This is a genomic window from Aeromonas sp. QDB20, assembly GCF_027707805.1.
In the GTDB taxonomy this organism is placed as follows: domain Bacteria; phylum Pseudomonadota; class Gammaproteobacteria; order Enterobacterales; family Aeromonadaceae; genus Aeromonas; species Aeromonas dhakensis.
On record NZ_JAPCJC010000012.1, the window covers coordinates 1 to 16525 of the forward strand.

At 64.2% G+C, this 16525-nt stretch carries 15 protein-coding genes; 7 read left to right on the forward strand and 8 right to left on the reverse strand.

Annotated features, from left to right (window positions below; all coding sequences use genetic code 11):
- Positions 1-339 precede the first annotated feature (339 nt).
- Complete coding sequence (coaA, locus tag PG897_RS14540; RefSeq protein WP_005306328.1) at positions 340-1278, forward strand: type I pantothenate kinase; 939 nt, start codon at positions 340-342, stop codon at positions 1276-1278.
- Between the two features lie 74 nt (positions 1279-1352).
- Here the strand turns inward: coaA and birA are convergent, their stop codons facing one another.
- The gene (gene birA / locus PG897_RS14545) at positions 1353-2318 is read right to left on the reverse strand and encodes a bifunctional biotin--[acetyl-CoA-carboxylase] ligase/biotin operon repressor BirA (protein WP_201880970.1); all 966 of its coding nucleotides are present in this window, start codon (positions 2316-2318) and stop codon (positions 1353-1355) included.
- Positions 2315-3352 (reverse strand): UDP-N-acetylmuramate dehydrogenase, encoded by a 1038-nt coding sequence (gene murB, locus PG897_RS14550; RefSeq protein ID WP_201880978.1) that lies wholly within the window; start codon positions 3350-3352, stop codon positions 2315-2317. The genes birA and murB overlap by 4 nt, the downstream gene beginning before the upstream one ends.
- 127 nt (positions 3353-3479) lie before the next feature.
- Between murB and PG897_RS14555 the strand changes: the two genes are divergently transcribed.
- Complete coding sequence (locus tag PG897_RS14555; protein ID WP_005306338.1) at positions 3480-4133, forward strand: potassium channel family protein; 654 nt, start codon at positions 3480-3482, stop codon at positions 4131-4133.
- Positions 4130-5485: a TrkH family potassium uptake protein gene (locus PG897_RS14560; protein ID WP_270829155.1), complete on the forward strand. Its 1356-nt coding sequence runs from the start codon at positions 4130-4132 to the stop codon at positions 5483-5485. Before PG897_RS14555 ends, PG897_RS14560 begins: the two co-directional genes overlap by 4 nt.
- A gap of 27 nt (positions 5486-5512) precedes the next feature.
- Here PG897_RS14560 and PG897_RS14565 read toward each other — a convergent pair whose 3' ends face one another.
- The gene (locus PG897_RS14565) at positions 5513-6340 is read right to left on the reverse strand and encodes an AraC family transcriptional regulator (RefSeq protein ID WP_095591599.1); all 828 of its coding nucleotides are present in this window, start codon (positions 6338-6340) and stop codon (positions 5513-5515) included.
- Positions 6341-6440: 100 nt separating this feature from the next.
- On the opposite strand from PG897_RS14565, the gene PG897_RS14570 reads away from it, so the two are divergent.
- Complete coding sequence (locus PG897_RS14570) at positions 6441-6974, forward strand: carboxymuconolactone decarboxylase family protein (RefSeq protein WP_005306347.1); 534 nt, start codon at positions 6441-6443, stop codon at positions 6972-6974.
- Positions 6975-6987: 13 nt separating this feature from the next.
- Positions 6988-7422, forward strand: a complete 435-nt coding sequence (locus tag PG897_RS14575) for a DUF417 family protein (RefSeq protein WP_095591600.1) — start codon at positions 6988-6990, stop codon at positions 7420-7422.
- A gap of 40 nt (positions 7423-7462) precedes the next feature.
- Here the strand turns inward: PG897_RS14575 and PG897_RS14580 are convergent, their stop codons facing one another.
- A complete protein-coding gene (locus tag PG897_RS14580; protein WP_270829157.1) occupies positions 7463-9430 on the reverse strand; it encodes a DNA topoisomerase III in 1968 nt (655 codons plus the stop codon).
- 350 nt (positions 9431-9780) lie between these two features.
- Here PG897_RS14580 and PG897_RS14585 point away from each other — a divergent pair, with 350 nt between their 5' ends.
- On the forward strand, positions 9781-10911 hold the full coding sequence (locus PG897_RS14585; RefSeq protein ID WP_201880988.1) for a NapC/NirT family cytochrome c: 1131 nt from the start codon (positions 9781-9783) through the stop codon (positions 10909-10911).
- A gap of 22 nt (positions 10912-10933) precedes the next feature.
- Positions 10934-13414, forward strand: a complete 2481-nt coding sequence (torA, locus tag PG897_RS14590) for a trimethylamine-N-oxide reductase TorA (RefSeq protein WP_017781183.1) — start codon at positions 10934-10936, stop codon at positions 13412-13414.
- 142 nt (positions 13415-13556) lie between these two features.
- Here torA and PG897_RS14595 read toward each other — a convergent pair whose 3' ends face one another.
- The 4 genes from PG897_RS14595 to PG897_RS14610 form a co-directional block, all read right to left on the reverse strand.
- The gene (locus PG897_RS14595; protein WP_010635837.1) at positions 13557-14018 is read right to left on the reverse strand and encodes a hypothetical protein; all 462 of its coding nucleotides are present in this window, start codon (positions 14016-14018) and stop codon (positions 13557-13559) included.
- A 41-nt stretch (positions 14019-14059) separates the two neighbouring features.
- Positions 14060-15409, reverse strand: coding sequence for a sensor histidine kinase (locus tag PG897_RS14600; RefSeq protein WP_005306363.1), 1350 nt, complete (start codon positions 15407-15409; stop codon positions 14060-14062).
- A gap of 37 nt (positions 15410-15446) precedes the next feature.
- Positions 15447-16103: a response regulator transcription factor gene (locus tag PG897_RS14605; RefSeq protein ID WP_005306366.1), complete on the reverse strand. Its 657-nt coding sequence runs from the start codon at positions 16101-16103 to the stop codon at positions 15447-15449.
- Between the two features lie 84 nt (positions 16104-16187).
- Entirely contained in the window at positions 16188-16520 is a 333-nt protein-coding gene (locus tag PG897_RS14610) for a PepSY domain-containing protein (RefSeq protein WP_011707718.1), read from the reverse strand.
- Between the last annotated feature and the right edge of the window lie 5 nt (positions 16521-16525).

Consider the following 16525-nt stretch of genomic DNA (forward strand, 5'->3'; position numbering starts at 1 on the left):
GGAGAAGGATTCGAACCTTCGAAGGCAGAGCCGTCAGATTTACAGTCTGATCCCTTTGGCCGCTCGGGAACCCCTCCGTTACGTCAATGTCACAACGGTAATTCTGCTTGCACCCGTTGATTTGTCGCTTTTGCTGGGCAAATAGACGACAGACATCTAAGCGTCGCGCATTTTATGGTAAGGATTTTGGGGATGCAACCATTGCGCCTTGCAAAATGTGCATTATTGCCAGGAACCAGGCAAAAAAGGACTCACTCTCCGCTCGAAACCGTCGCTTCTCTTGTCGCTCCCGCCCCCCTTGGTGTATGGTCGCCCTGCCCAAGAAACAGTGACGACACCATGACGACAGAGCATAACCCCTATCTGCAATTCACCCGCGAACAATGGGCGTTATTGCGCGACTCGGTCCCTTTGACCCTGACCGAGCACGATCTGCAGACCCTGCGCGGGATCAACGAGAAGGTGTCATTGCAGGAGGTGGAAGAGATCTATCTGCCCCTCTCCCGTCTGCTCAATCTCTACGTCAAGGCCAAGCAGCGCCGCAGCCGGGTGCTGGAACAGTTCCTCGGTCAGTCTCGCGGCAAGGGCACCTACATCATCAGCATCGCCGGCAGTGTGGCAGGCGGCAAGAGCACCACGGCGCGCATCATGCAGGCGCTGCTGGAGCGCTGGCCGGAGCACCCGCGGGTGGAGCTGGTCACCACCGACGGCTTTCTCTACCCCAACAAGGTGCTGGAAGAGCGCGGCCTGATGCGCCGCAAGGGGTTCCCGGAGTCCTACGACATCCGCCATCTGGTGGAGTTTGTCGCCAACATCCGCGCCGGCCACGAGAAAGTCGAGGCCCCCGTTTACTCCCATCTCATCTACGACATCATTCCGGATGAGAAGAAGGTGGTGGAGCAGCCGGACATCCTGATCCTGGAAGGGCTCAATGTGCTGCAAAGCGGCATGGACTACCCGCAGGATCCGCACCGCGTCTTCGTATCGGACTTCGTCGACTTCTCCATCTATGTGGATGCCGACGCCGAACTGCTGCGCACCTGGTATATCGAGCGTTTCCTCAAGTTTCGCAGCGGCGCCTTCTCGGATCCGGACTCCTACTTCCACCACTACGCCAAGCTGGCCGAGAGCGAGGCGACCAAGATCGCCAGCAACATCTGGCAAGATATCAACTATCTGAATTTGAAAGAGAACATCCTGCCTACCCGGGAGCGGGCCAACCTGATCCTGACCAAGGGCAACGAGCACGCCATCGAGCAGATCAAGCTGCGCAAGTAACGGCGGCAGCTCACGCATCAATGAAGAGGGGGCCCGCAGGCCCTCTCTTCATTGGGTGACGGTCAGCGCCGTCATCAGTCGCCCCGACGCAGGGAGATCTCCCCGCCCAGATAGAACTTGATCCCCTCCTCCGTCTCCAGCCGCAGCGCACCGCGATCATCTATGCCGCGCGCCACGCCGCGGATCTCCTGCTCGCCCATCAGCAGTCGTACCGGCCGGCCGGCGAAATGGTCGAGTCGGTTCCAGTCCGCCACGAAGCTGGCGAGCCCCTCCTGTTCGAAGGTGAGCATGGCCTGCTGCAGATGTTCAATCACCCGGCCGCCCAGCAGATTGCGATCCACCAGTTCCGGCTGGATGTGGCGCAATTCGGACCAGGCCTGATCGATCCGCTCCGCCTCCCGGCTCGGCATCGCCAGGTTGAGGCCGACCCCGATCACCAGGTGGCAGCTGGCGCCGGCACTACCGCTCATCTCCACCAGGATCCCCGCCAGCTTGCGGCCCTGATAGTAGAGATCGTTGGGCCACTTGAGCTCAACGCCCGGATAACCGAGGGACTCCAGCGTCTGCACCACGGCCACCCCGACCGCCAGACTCAGCCCCATGGCGGCCGCCATGCCCTGCTCCAGCCGCCAGTACATGCTCAAGATCAGCTGGCAGCCGAAGGGAGAAACCCAGGGCTTGCCGCGCCGGCCGCGCCCGGCGGTCTGGCACTCGGCCAGGCAGCTCTCGCCCGACTGCAGCTGGTTGACCCGCTCCAGCAGGTACTGGTTGGTGGAGTCGATGACCGGGAAGCAGTGCACCGGTGCCATGGGCGCCAGCGCCTGCAGCTGCTCTTCGTCATAGAGCGCCATCGGCACCGCCAGCCGGTACCCCTTGCCGGTCAGGCTGAAGAGATCCAGCCCCAGCTCCTTGAGAGCCGCCATGTGCTTGCTGACCGCCGCCCGACTGATGCCGAGCTGCTCGCCAAGCTGCTCACCGGAGTGGAACTGCCCGTCGCTGAGCAGGGAGATCAGAGTTTGCCGGATGGGAGTCAGGGTCATGCCAGTACCTCGTCGAGCCAAGTTTCACCACGGCGGCCCATGAAGCGCACTTCGTGCTCCAGCACCACCCCGAATTTCTGCTCCACGCTGTCACGCACGTGGGCCGCCAGCGCGATCAGCTCCATGGCGCTGGCGCCGCCCAGATTGACCAGCACCAGCGCCTGCTCCTGATGGACGGCGGCGCGGCCGATGGCAAAGCCCTTGAGGCCGCACTGGTCGATGAGCCAGCCCGCGGCCAGCTTGGCCAGCCCTTCACCAGCCGGATAGAGCGGCATCTGGGGATATTTCAGCTTGAGCGACGTCGCCAGCGCGGCAGGCACCACCGGGTTCTTGAAGAAGCTGCCCGCGTTGCCGAGCACGGCCGGATCCGGCAGCTTGGCCATGCGGGTGGCGCAGACGGTGTCGAAGATGGCCTGTGCCGAGGGCTGTTCGCCCAGTGCGGCCAGCGGACCATAGCCCTGGCTTGGTTGCCAGGCCTTGGCCAGTTGCAGACCGACCGCAGTGATGAAGTGGCTGTCCTGATAGTCGTGCTTGAAGATGCTGTCGCGATAGCCGAAGCGGCAGTCAGCCGCGGCGAGGCGCTCCATCTCGCCGCTCTGCCAGTTGAACGCCTCGACGTAGGCACAGACGCTGGCCAGTTCGACCCCGTAGGCACCGATGTTCTGCACCGGCGCCGCCCCGACCGTGCCGGGGATGAGCGCCAGGTTTTCGAGACCGTACCAGCCCTGCTGCAGGGTGTGGCACACCAGCTCGTGCCAGTTCTCGCCGGCGGCCACGTGCAGCAGCCAGTGATCCCCCTCGTCGTGCAGCGCTATCCCCTTGAGCCGGTTGAGCACCACCACCCCGGCGAAGTCATCGCAAAACAGCACGTTGCTGCCACCGCCCAGCACCAGCCGCGGCAAGCCGGCCAGCTCGGCGTTGGCAACCAGCTGCGGCAGGTCGTCGGTTTGCTCCACTTCGGCCAGCCAGTGGCAGTGGGCATCGAGGGCGAGGGTGTTGAGCGTCAACAGGGAGGCGTGCGGGGTGAGTTTCATCTGCGTGTTCCGACAATGGCAAGCGGGCAGTCTACCTTATATTGCCGCCGGACGAAAAATCCCGCCCTCTTTTCGGACTCATATAGCTGGAGTAGAGTATCCCGCTCCGACTCTTGAGGAAGTACTCATGAACAACCAATTTGCCGTCATCGGCCTGGGGCTGTTTGGCAGCGCGCTGTGTGAAGAGCTGCAGCGCCAGGATGCCGAGGTGCTGGCGATTGACATCGACGAGAGCAAGACCCGCCAGATCGCCACCCTCTGCAACCACGTCATCGTGGCCGACGCCACCGACGAGGCCACCGTCGCCGAGCTGGGCCTGGCCGACTTCGACATCGTCTTCGTCGCCATCGGTGACAACCTCGAGACCAGCATACTCACCACCCTCGTCCTCAAGGAGGCGGGGGTGAAGAAGGTCTGGGTCAAGGCGCGCGACAAGTTCCACGCCAAGATCCTGCAAAAGGTGGGTGCCGACAAGGTGATCAACCCGGAGTGGGACATGGGTCGTCGGGTCGCCCAGAGCATGCTGGATAACCGGCTGTTCGACTATCTGGAGCTGGGTCACGACATGGTGCTGACCGAGTTCGTCATCGGCCTGCAGTTGAACGGTCGGGCCCTCAGCGACTTCCATCTGCTGCAGCAGAGCGAATTCCAGCTGCTCGCCATCAAGCGTGGCGAAACCCTGCACAACGTGCTGACCGGCAAGATGGAGCTGCAGCTGGGTGACATCCTGATCCTGGCCGGCAACAAGCACGCCATCGACCACTGGCTGGAAACCCTATGACCCGCTGGCGCAGCAGCTACGCCTTTGCCCTGCAGCGGGAAGATGAGTCCCGCTGGAGTGAAGCCAAGCTGATCCTCGGCAGTTTTCTGGTCATCCTGCTGATCGGCACCCTGTTTCTGGTGCAGCCTTCCAGCCACAACGGCCAGGTGAGCTTCATCAATGCCCTGTTCACCGCCACCTCGGCCATCAGCGTGACCGGGCTCGGGGTGGTGGACACCGGTACCGCCTTCACCCTGCAGGGGCAGATCTTCCTGCTGATGCTGATGGAGATTGGCGGCCTGGGCCAGATGACCATGACCCTGCTGCTCATCGCCATGTTCAGCAAACGGGTCGGCCTGCGCCAGCAGGTGCTGGCCAAGGAGGCGCTGGGCCAGGAGGGCTCGGTCAACATCATTCAGCTGGTGAAGCGCATCGTGCTGTTCGCCTTCATCGCCCAGCTCATCGGCACCGCCCTGATGGCCATTCGCTGGGTGCCCGAGATGGGGTGGGAGCGCGGCCTCTACGTCAGTTTCTTCCACGCGGTATCGGCCTTCAACAACGCCGGCTTCTCGCTGTTTGCCAACAATCTCATGGACTACCGGGACGACCCCGTCATCAGCCTGACCATCGCCGGTCTGCTGATCCTCGGCGGGATCGGCTTTACCGTCATCGTCGATCTGGTGCGCAACCGCCGCTGGCGCAAGCTCAAGCTGCACAGCAAGCTGATGCTGATCATGACCCCGGGCCTGCTGCTGCTGGGAACCCTGATGTTCTGGCTGCTGGAGCACAACAACCCTGGCACCCTCGGCAAGGTCTCCTTTGGCGGCCAGTGGCTGGCGGCCTTCTTCCAGTCTGCCAGCGCCCGTACCGCGGGTTTCAACACCATCGACATCGGCCTGATGACCCCGGCCGCCCTGCTGTTTCTGATGATGCTGATGTTCATCGGGGCGGGTGCCACCTCCACCGGTGGCGGTATCAAGGTGACCACCTTCGCGGTGGTGCTGCTGGCGACCAAGGCGTTTCTGACCAAGCGCCCCCACGTCACCGCCTTTGGCCGCACCCTCTCGTCCCAGATAGTGACCCGATCGCTGGCCATCATCATGGTCAGCACCATGGTGCTGATGCTGGCCATGTTCCTGCTGATGCTCACCGAGCAGTTGCCCTTCGACAAGATCATGTTCGAGACCATCTCGGCGTTTGCCACCGTGGGGCTCTCCACCGGCATCACCGCCACCCTGAGCGAGCCTGGCAAGCTCATCCTGGTGCTGTTGATGATCTGCGGTCGTCTCGGCCCGCTCACTCTGGCCTTCATGCTGGCTCGCCCGGTCGAAACCCGCATCAAGTACCCGGAAGAGACAGTCTACACCGGCTGATGACACCGGGGCCCGTCGCGGCCCCGGTCACTCGCGCTGCCGCGCCTTGAGCCAGCGCCCCGGGCTCATGCCAAACTCCCGCTCGAACGCCCGCCCGAAGGCGGTGCCCCCGCTGTACCCCGCCCCCAGCGCCACCTGGGTAATGGACTCCCCCGCCAGCAGTTGCTGACTGGCCAGCACCATCCGCCAGCGCGTCAGATAGTCCAGCGGCGTCTGCCCGGTCAGCGCCTGAAAATGAGCGGCGAAGCGGGCGCGCGACATGCCCGCCTCCCGCGCCAGGGTCGCCACCGTCCAGGGCTCGTCCCCGCGCTGATGCATGACCGCGATGGCCCGTGCCAGTCGCGGGTCGGAGAGACCGGCCAACATCCCCTGCCGACAGATCCCCTGTTCCACCAGATGGCGCAGCAAGAGGATCAGCAGCACTTCCAGCAGACGGGAGAGGATCGGCGGCTGACCGTAACGCTCGGCGAAGGCCTCCTCGAACAGCAGGGTCAGTACCGGCGCAATGGCCGGGATCGTCTGCAACGGCAGCACCAAGGTATCCGGCAACGCCAGCTGCAGTGGTGAGTCTCCTGCCGGCCCGAACGACACGCTGGCACACACCAGGTCGCAGCCCGCCAGCTGGCGGGGTTCGAGCCTGTGAGCCTGCCCCCTGGCGTAGAGGATCAGGGTCGGCTCGGTCAGCAACAGGGGTTCACCCCCCTCTTCGCGCAGCAGCAGTTCGCCACGGCGCAACAAGTGCAGATGGCCGCCGGCGGGATAGTCGCTGCTGTGAGAGTGCTGACACAGGTTGCCGGCGAAAAAGAGACTGGCCTGGGGAGCGGCATGGGCCAGCAATATCGAGAGTGGATCCATATTTGAGACGCCTGGTAGTCAATGATGGACTCTGGGTGATAAACCGTACCATTAAAACCGGCATAGTGTCTCCCGTACCCAACCCAAATAGGAGCACATCATGAGTCGCATTCACGCCGTCGTGCAGCCCAAACCGGCAGCCGCCCCCACCTTCGCCGCTCTTAAAAGCAGCCTGGGCATGGTCCCCAACCTCTACGCAACCCTGGCCCACTCACCGGCCCTGCTCAACGGTCTGCTCGGCTTTGCCGACGCGCTGGGCAAGGGGCGGCTCAGCGCCCGCCAGCGGGAGCTGCTGGCACTGGCCATCGGTCAGGCCAACGCCTGCCAGTACTGCCTGTCGGCCCACACCCTGCTGGCTGGCCGGGCCGGTTTCGATGACGACGCCATCCGGGCTGCCCGTCTCGCCCAGGCGACGGATCCGCTCGATCACGCCCTGTTGCAGCTAGCGGTCGCCCTGGTCACCCAGCGCGGCGTCATCAGCGATGCGCAACTGGCCGCCGCCCGGGCGGCGGGCGTGGATGATGAGCTGATGATGGAGGTGCTGGGGCAGGTGGTCATCAATACCCTGACCAACTACGGCAATCATCTGGCGGAAACCGACATCGACTTTCCGCCCGTCACGCTCACCCCCTGACAGAGGAGCAGAAATGGAACGCCATGACCGAGGTTTTCTGATCGCCCTCGCGGGGGTGGTACTGACCCTGCTCTGGATCGGCGTGTTCAAGTTCACACCGACCGAGGCGGCGGCCATCCGGCCGCTGGTGGCAAGCCACCCGCTGATGAGCTGGCTCTATGCCGTGCTCTCGGAGCAGGCGGTCTCCAATCTGATCGGGCTGGTCGAGATCCTGATCGCCTGCGGCCTGATTGTCGGCCTGTGGCGGCCACGTCTGGGCTACTGGAGCAGCCTGGGGGCCATCCTGACCTTCCTCGTGACCCTCAGCTTTCTGCTGACCCTGCCGGGCGTCTGGAAGCTGGTCGACGGAGTGCCGGTCACCGAGTTTTTCATTTTCAAGGATCTGGTGCTGCTCGGCGTTGCCTGGCACTACCTGAATTTGAGTCGCGCCAGACTGGCCGACGCCTGACGACAATGCCTTTTTGCGCCCCGACAGGGGCGTTTTTTTATCAGGCGGCCCGGGCTGGCCGCTTGCTCCCCCGCTTGCCTGCCCCCGTCGTGCCACCACTCTCCGGGCTGCGCTTGCGTTTGGTGACGCGACGCTTGTCGGCCCCGGGCGCCGCCTTGGGCAGGGCGCTGAAGCTGGCCCCCGAATCCTGCCTGGCGCCGTCGATCAAACCGTTCAACTGCTCGGTGAGCGGCCCCATGAACTGCTGATAGCTCGCCTGCCGCTCGGCAATCCGGCCGAGGTGCTGCTCCCACAGCGCCGTCATGTCCGGGGTGGTGGCCGTGGCCGGCAGGGCCTGGATCAATGCCCGCCCGGTCGGGGTCGCCTTGATGCTCTTGCCCTGGCGCACCAGAAAGCGGCGCTTGAACAGCAAGTCGATGATGCCGGCCCGGGTCGCCTCGGTGCCGAGGCCGTCGGTTTCGCGCAGGGTCTTGCGGATCTCGGGATCCTGCACGTAGCAGGCGATGCCGGTCATGGCGGCCAGCAGGGTGGCATCGGTGAACGACTTGGGGGGCTGGGTCATCTTCTCCAGCAACTCCCCCCGCTCGCACAGCAGCTGCTCGCCCTGACGCAGGGCAGGCAGGGTTCCCGCCTCCTCCTCGTCATCTTCCTCCACCCCCAGCAGCGCCTTCCAGCCCGCCTTGAGGATCCGCCGCGCCTTGGCCTGAAACTGCCCGCCGGCGATGCGCAGCAGCACCTTGCTGTCGTTGTACTCGAACGGCGGGTAGAACTGCAGCAGATACTGGCGGGCAATCAGGCCATACAGCCTGGCTTCATCGCCACTCAGGCTCCCCTCGTTGCCGTGCTTCTCGGTGGGGATGATGGCGTGGTGGGCATCCACCTTGCTGTCGTTCCACGCCTTGCTGCGGATCTTGCCGTCCGCTTCGCTTACCGCCCTGGCCAGCGCCGGCGCCGTGCTGGCGATGGCCTCCCGCACCTGGCCGGCCCGATTGAAGTGCTCGCTCGGCAGATGGCGGCTGTCGGATCTGGGGTAGGTGATGAGCTTGTGCCGTTCATAGAGGCTCTGGCAGACGTCCAGCACCCGCTTGGCGTCCATGCCGAACCGCTTGGCGGCATCGATCTGCAGGCTGGAGAGGTTGTAGGGCAGCGGCGCCGCCTGCTTGCGGGCCTGCTCCTCCACCTCTTCCACCAGTGCGGGTTGACCCTGGATCCGCTCCACCACCTTGGCGGCCAGTGCCCGGCTGAGCACCCGCCCCTCCTCGTCCTGCCAGGGCAGGCAGGCCTCGGAAGGCAGCCACTTGGCGCTGAAACGCTCGTTGCCTTCGGTCTGTAGATGGGCCAGCACCTCGAAGAAGGGTTTGGGCACGAAGGCTTCTATCTCGAGATCCCGCCTTACCACCAGCCCCAGTAGCGGTGTCTGTACCCGGCCGACCGAGAGCAGCTCGCTGCAGCCCCCCTTGCGACCAAGCAGGGTATAGGCGCGGGTCATGTTGATGCCGTAGAGCCAGTCGGCCCGGCTGCGGGCCAGCGCCGATACCGCCAGCGGCACGAACTCCTTGTTGTCTCTGAGCTTGTCGAGGGCGCGGCGCACTGCCGGCGGGTTGAGATCGCTGATGAGACAGCGCAGCACCGGCCGGGTTTTGCCATAGCCGAGAAAATCGATCACCTCGTCCACTAGCAGCTGCCCCTCCCGGTCCGGGTCACCGGCGTTGACCACGCAGTCGGCCTGCTTGAGCAGGCGCTTGATGACGGTGAGCTGGGTCTTGGTCTTCGGCTTGGCCACCAGTTGCCACTGGCTCGGGATGATGGGAAGGGATTCCATGCGCCACTGCTTGTAGGCGGCATCGTAGGCATCGGGCTCGGCCTGCTCCAGCAGGTGGCCGATGCACCAGGTCACTACATCCCCCTGCGCGGTTTCGATGAAGCCCTCCCCCTTCTTGTGGGGTTTGGGCAGCACGTCGGCAATGGCGCGCCCCAGACTGGGCTTCTCGGCGATAAAGAGTCGCATGGCAAACACCTGAACACTGTATATTCGAACAGTATATACCGGGCCCAGGGCAAAGCCCAAGCCCCTGCCAGGCCCGAGACGACAGGCTACTGCACAGGCGCAGGGAGTCATGGCCCAACGATAAAAAGTGGAGAGAAAGTGGCGCAGCGGCATCAATTACGCCTCAAACGAGGAGCAAAAAGACGGTAAAATCGCAGGATGTTAAATTAAATTCAGTTAAATGATAAATAACAAAATAATAATTGCATTTAAAATAACAATACAAAATATAAATCATGATAGAGGTCAATCAACTACCTCTCCATGGATACTACTATATTGGTAATATTTGAACGTAGGAAAACGCCGTCATGCTTGGAAAACTGTTGAGAAAAACCTGGTTCTGGCTACTGCTGCTCGGAGCCCTCTTGGGCGTTGCAGCGCTGGGGGTCACGGTGACCGTCATGCACAAGACCAGTTCCACCGAGTTCTGCGTCTCCTGCCACTCCATGCAGACCCCGCTGGCCGAGTATCAGGGCAGCGTCCACTTCCTGAACGTGAAGGGCATCCGCGCCGAGTGCGCCGACTGCCATATTCCGGGTGATCCCACCTCCTATCTGTGGACCAAGATCCGCGCCGTGAAAGACATCTATCACGAGGCGATCGGCACCCTCGACACGCCGGAGAAATACGAGGCCCACAAGCTGCGCATGGCGCAGTCGGTGTGGGACGAGCTGAAGGCCAACGACTCCGCTACCTGCCGCAGCTGCCACAGCTACGCGGCGATGGACATCCTGGCTCAGCGCCCCAACGCCCGCGCAGAGCACCCGGTCGCCATCAAGGAGGGCCAGACCTGCATCGACTGCCACCGCGGCGTCGCCCACATCATGCCCGACATGAGCGGCCTGGCCGCCGCCGGTGCCAGCGAGCTGGCGCAAGCCGCCGCCCAGACCCCGGCCAACGTCACCACCCGTTACGCCATCGCCACCACCCCGCTCTATCTGGATGCCGGCGCCAAGACTGACGAAGGCACCCTGATGCCCTCCACCCAGGTGGAAGTGCTGGCCAACGACAACGGCCGTGCCCAGGTGCGCATCGACGGCTGGCAGCAGGACGGGGTTAGCGAGGTGTTCTACGCCGCCCCCGGCAAGCGCATCCTGAGCACCCTGCTCGGCGACAAGGCCAAGGCGCAGCTCACCACCGGCAAGAGCGAAACCGACAGCGCCACCAACCTCACCTGGCATCAGGTCAGCCTGACCGCCTGGGTGGATCAGAGCCAGCTCATCGGCGATCAGGGCAAGCTGTGGCAGTACGCCTCCACCCTGATGTCCAACAACTGTACCGGCTGCCACGGCCTCACCGCACTGGATCATTTCAACGCCAACCAGTGGATCGGCGTCATCAAGGGGATGGAATCACGCACCTCCCTGACCCCGGAACAGGCACGCATGTTGACCCAATACGTCCAGAAACATGCCAGTGACATGAACGCGGCGCACTAAGGCTGGCACAGAGGAAATCGTCATGACTTTTTTTACCGATAAGCAAACCAATCTCTCCCGCCGCAACCTGCTCAAGGGGCTGGGCGCCTGCGCCGCCCTGCCGCTGCTGGCCGGCGTCTTCCCGAAGAGTGCGCTGGCCCAGGCCATCAGTACGGCCCTTGAACAGTTCCCGACCCTGGTGCCCGCCCAGAAAGGCATCCTCACCGGTGCCCACTGGGGGGCTTTCGAGGCCATCGTCGAAGAGGGCCGCATGGTGCGGGTCCAGCCGGTGGCCGATGATCCGGCCCCCAACGATCTCATCGACATGGCGCCGTTCCAGGTCCACGCCAAGAACCGCATCAAGTACCCCATGGTGCGCAAGAGCTGGCTGGAGCAGGGCCCGGGAGCCAAACCCGAGCTGCGCGGCGCCGACGAGTGGGTGCGGGTAAGCTGGGAGAAGGCCATCGCCCTGGTGGCCGGCGAAATCAGCCGGGTGCAGAGCGACTTCGGCCCGCAGGCGATCCACGCCGGTTCCTACGGCTGGAAGAGTGTCGGCATGTTCCACAACAGCCGCACCCTGCTGCACCGCCTGATGAACCTGGCGGGCGGCTTCACCGGCTATGCCGGCGACTACTCCGCCGGCGCCGCCCAGGTGATCATGTCCCACGTGATGGGTTCAATCGAGGTATATGAGCAGCAGACCGCCTGGCCCAACGTCATCGAGCACGCCGAACTGGTGGTGCTGTGGGGGGTCAACGCCCAGGTCACCCTGAAGAACAGCTGGAACATGCCGGATCACGAGGGTCAGGCCGGCTTCAAGGCGCTGAAAGATAAAGGCACCCGCATCATCAGCATCGACCCTGTCTACAACGAAACCGCCAAGCTGGCGGGGGCCGAGTGGATTGCGCCGAACGCCTACACAGACGTAGCCATGATGCTGGGGGTGGCCCACACCCTCTACAGCGAGCAGAAGCACGATCAAGCCTTCCTCGACCGCTACACCACCGGCTTCGACAAGTTCCTGACCTATCTGCTCGGCAAGGAAGACGGCCAGCCGAAGAGCGCCGAGTGGGCGAGCACCATCTGCGGCGTCGATGCCAAGGTGATCCGCCAACTGGCCCTCGACATGGCGTCCAAGCGCACCATGATCATGGCGGGCTGGGGCATGCAGCGGCAGCAGCACGGCGAGCAACCCAACTGGATGCTGGTCACCCTGGCCGCTATGCTGGGCCAGATCGGCCTGCCGGGCGGCGGTTACGGCTTCAGCTACCACTACTCTTCCGGTGGCAGCCCCACCGCCAAGGGCGGCATCCTGGCGGGCATCTCCGCCGGCAATGCACCGAAGAACGGGCCGGCGCCGATCCCGGTGGCCCGCATCGCCGACTGTCTGGCCAACCCCGGCAAGACCATCGACTTCAACGGCCGCAAGGTGACCTACCCGGACATCAAGCTGGTCTACGTGGCGGGCGGCAACCCCTTCCACCACCACCAGGACACCAACAACCTGGTCAAGGCCTGGCGCAAGCCGCAGACCGTGATCGTGCACGAGCCCTACTGGACCGCCACCGCCAAGCACGCCGACATCGTCCTGCCGGCCACCACCAGCTACGAGCGCAACGATCTGGAGATGGGCGGCGACTACTCCCAGCGCTACGTCTTCCCGATGCACCAGTGCGTGCCGCCCCAGTTCGAGGCGCGCAACGACTTCGACATCTTCCGCGACGTGGCCGCCAAGCTGGGCCTGCAGGAGCAGTACACCGAAGGCAAGGACGAGATGCTGTGGCTCAAGCAGATGTACGACGGCATGGCCGCCCAGGCCCGCGGCGCCCGGGTGGCGCTGCCGCCGTTCAACATGTTCTGGGAGTCCAACAACTACATCCGCTTCCCGGTGCCCGAGGCGAACCGCCAGTGGATCCGTCACGCCGATTTCCGTGAGAACCCGCTGCTCAACCCGCTCGGGACCCCGTCCGGCAAGATCGAGATCTTCTCCAGCACGGTGGCCGGCATGGGCTATGCCGACTGCGCCGGCCATCCCAAGTGGTATGAACCCAAGGAGTGGATCAAGAGCAAGGAGGCGACCCGCTATCCACTGTCGCTCAACACCTCCCACCCGACCCAGCGGCTGCACTCCCAGCTCGACAACACCCCGCTGCGGGACAAGTTCGCCATCGCCGATCGCGAGGCGATCCTGATCCACCCGGACGACGCCAAGGCGCGCGGCATCCAGGATGGCGATCTGGTGCGGGCCTTCAACGACCGCGGCCAGATCCTGGTGGGGGCCCTGCTCTCGACCGACATCCGCCCGGGGGTGGTGCGGGTGTGCGAAGGGGCCTGGTTCGATCCGGCCAAACCGGGCGAGGCGGGAAGCCTGTGCAAGAACGGCAACGTCAACTGCCTCACCTTCGACGAGGGCACCTCCAGCCTGGCGCAGGGCAACTGCGGTCACATGGCCCAGCTGCAGATCGAGAAGTACCAGGGCCCGGCCCCGGTCAACACCGCCCATGCGGTGCCGGCCAACGCCTGAGCAGAGGACTGAGCAACAAAAGCGGCGCCATCAAGGCGCCGTTTTCTTATCGCGGTTTGTGGTGTGACTAAGAAGTCACTCTCAACCATCTACTCTTCCGCATACTCCACCCGCCTTGCAGCCAGAGCGCAGACCAGGTGGCTTAGAAGTCCCCTTCCACCATGTACTCTTCCGCACACTCCACCAGCTGGGGCCAGAGTTCTTCCGGCACCCAGGCATCCGGGTCATCTTCATCCCCGTCGTACTGGCTCCAGAAATAGCGGCGCAGGCCGGAGGCGAAGTCATCGCTCAGCTCGGCCAGCTCGGAGAGCGGCCCCAGCCAGGCGATGCGGCGCAGGCCGGAGGCGAGATCGTTGATGGCGTCCATCAGGCCGCGATCGTCGAAGCTCTGCTCCACCAGCAGGGTGAAGCGCTCGCGCGCCCGCTCGGTCTGATCCTCATCCAGCTCGCCCACGTCGGCCAACAGGTCGACGAAATCTTCCAGCAGGAAGGCAATCAGGCTGTCGCGATCCTCAAACCACTGGATCTGGGCCCCCTTGGTGCCCAGCACGGAGGCATCGAACGAATCGTCGAGGTGACACAGTGCCCATGGATCATCGGTCATGGTTCTCTTCCTCAGGCTAAAACAGGTGCCATATCTTATGCCTAGCTCTCCACTCTTGCCACCTTGGGCAGCGAGAGGGAAGCAGCCAGCCCGCCCAGTTCGGCGCGTCCCATGATGAGGCTGCCGCGGTAAGCTTCCGCCAGATCGGAGACGATGTTGAGACCCAGGCCCGAGCCCGGCACCTTCTCGTCGAGGCGCACCCCGCGCAGCACCGCCTTGGCGATCTGATCCTCGCTCATGCCGGGGCCGTCATCCTCGATGCGCAGGGTGATCCAGCCCCCCAGCTCGGCGCTGGAGATGCGCAGCCGGCCGGCCGACCACTTGAAGGCGTTCTCCAGCAGGTTGCCCACCATCTCGTCGAAGTCCTGCTCCTCCACCCCGACCGCCAGGGTGGCCGGCACCTGCAGGTCCACTTCCCGGCCCGGATAGAGGCGGGAGAAGGCGCGGCAGATGTACTCCACCCGCGCCCGCACCGGGGTCGACACCCCGAGGATCTTGGCGGCGCCGGTCACCCTCGCCTTGCCGAGGTGGTAGTCGATGTGGCGCTGGATCTGATCGAGCTGCTCGCCGAGGGCGGCCTGATCCTCCGGTGGCAGCTGGGCCACCTGATTGCGCATGATGCTGAGCGGCGTCTTGAGGGCGTGGGCCAGGTTGCCGGTGTGGGAGCGGGCCCGCTGCAGCAGCTCGCCGTAGTGGTGCAGCAGTCGGTTGATGTCCTCCACCAGCGGCTGGATCTCCAGCGGATAGCGCAGCCGGAACCCCTCCTGATGGCCCTGATGGACCCGGCTCAATTCGCGCCGCAACAGATGCAGCGGCCGCAGGCCGTAGACGATCTGGAACATGAAGCCGAGCACCAGCCCGGTCGCGGCAAAGCCGAGGCCGAGGAACAGGCTGATGCGGGTTTTCTTCAGGGTCTGGGTCAGGGCGCTGCTGTCCTTGGCCATCACCAGGGTGAACACCCGATCCGAACCGGGCAGCAGCACGGTTCGGGTCATGATCAGCAGTGGCTCCTTGTTGGGCCCCTTGCCGACGAACAGATCAGGGTCGCCGAAGGCCGACTTCAGGCCGTGCACGTCGAGGTGCACATCCCACAGGGAGCGGGAGCGGCTGACCACGCTCTCCCCCAGCTCCAGCTGCCAGTAGTAACCGGAGTAGGGCTGGCGGAAGCGGGGATCGGCCATGGGTTCGGTGACCACCGGCAGGCCATCCGGCTGGATCTCGAGGCGGGAGAGCAGATCGTAGAGCTGCAGACGCAGGCCGTCGGCCTCCGCCTCCTGCCAGTAGTTGCGCATCATGGTCTGCAGGCTGAAGCCGGTGGCAAACAGGAACAGGCCGCACCAGACCATGGCGATGACCACCAGCCGCCCCCGCAGGGTGCGCACCAGCCTCATTCAGCCACTCCTGCGCAAGGGGGCATCAAGAGCTGGTTCATTCGTTGATCCGGTAGCCAAGACCGCGCACCGTCTCGATGAGATCGGCGTGGGTCTTCTTGCGGATCCGGCCGATGAACACCTCCACCGTGTTGGAGTCGCGGTCGAAATCCTGGGCGTAGATGTGGTCGATCAGCTCGCTGCGCGACACCACCTTGCCCCTGTGCTGCATCAGATAGCCGAGCACCCGGAATTCGTGGGCGGTCAGCTTGATGGGGGTGCCTTCGTACCACACCTGGGAGGCCGCCATGTCGAGCCGCACCCCGCCGATCTCCAGGATCGAGCTGGCGTTGCCCGCCGCCCGCCGCACCAGGGCATGGACCCGGGCCACCAGCTCGGCCACCTGGAACGGCTTGGTGAGGTAGTCGTCGGCCCCGGCGTTGAGCCCCTCGATCTTCTCGTGCAGCTGGCCACGGGCGGTCAGCACCAGCACCGGGGTGTCGATCCCCTTGCTGCGCCACTCTTTCAGTACGCTCAGGCCGTCGCGGCCCGGCAGACCGAGATCCAGAATGATGGCGTCGTAGGGTTCGGTCTCGCCGAGAAAGCCGGCCTCGTTGCCGTCGTGGCAGAGGTCGGTCACGAAACCGGACAGGCGCAGCTGTTCCGCCAGCTGGCCAGCCAGGGTCTTCTCATCTTCAACTATCAGAATTCGCATAAATGGGTATCCAAAGCAGGGTTGTGCCGGTACCGGCGGCGGTTGGGGGGACGAACCGGACGGTGGGTTCGCGGGCTCACGCCGTTACTCCTCTTCCGGGGGCGGACGCGGTTCGAACAGCCGCTCCAGATGGTGACCCTTGAGCCACACCATCTCCAGGTTGTCGGCCCGATAGCCCACCTTGATGACGCTGTTCTCGCTGTCGATCAGCTTGAGTTCGTACAGCCAGATGCCGTCCTCCTCCCCCAGATCGACCCGCAGCACCCGTACCGGCAGGCGAGAAGCCACCTCCATCACCTCATGAAAGGGGCGCACCCGTCCCTCGCTGACCGCCTGCTGCAGCAAGGCCTCGTTCGGCGTGGCCGCCTGTGCCAGTGCCGGCAGCAGCAACCCAAGCAGAGACAGGGCTCTATTCATGGATG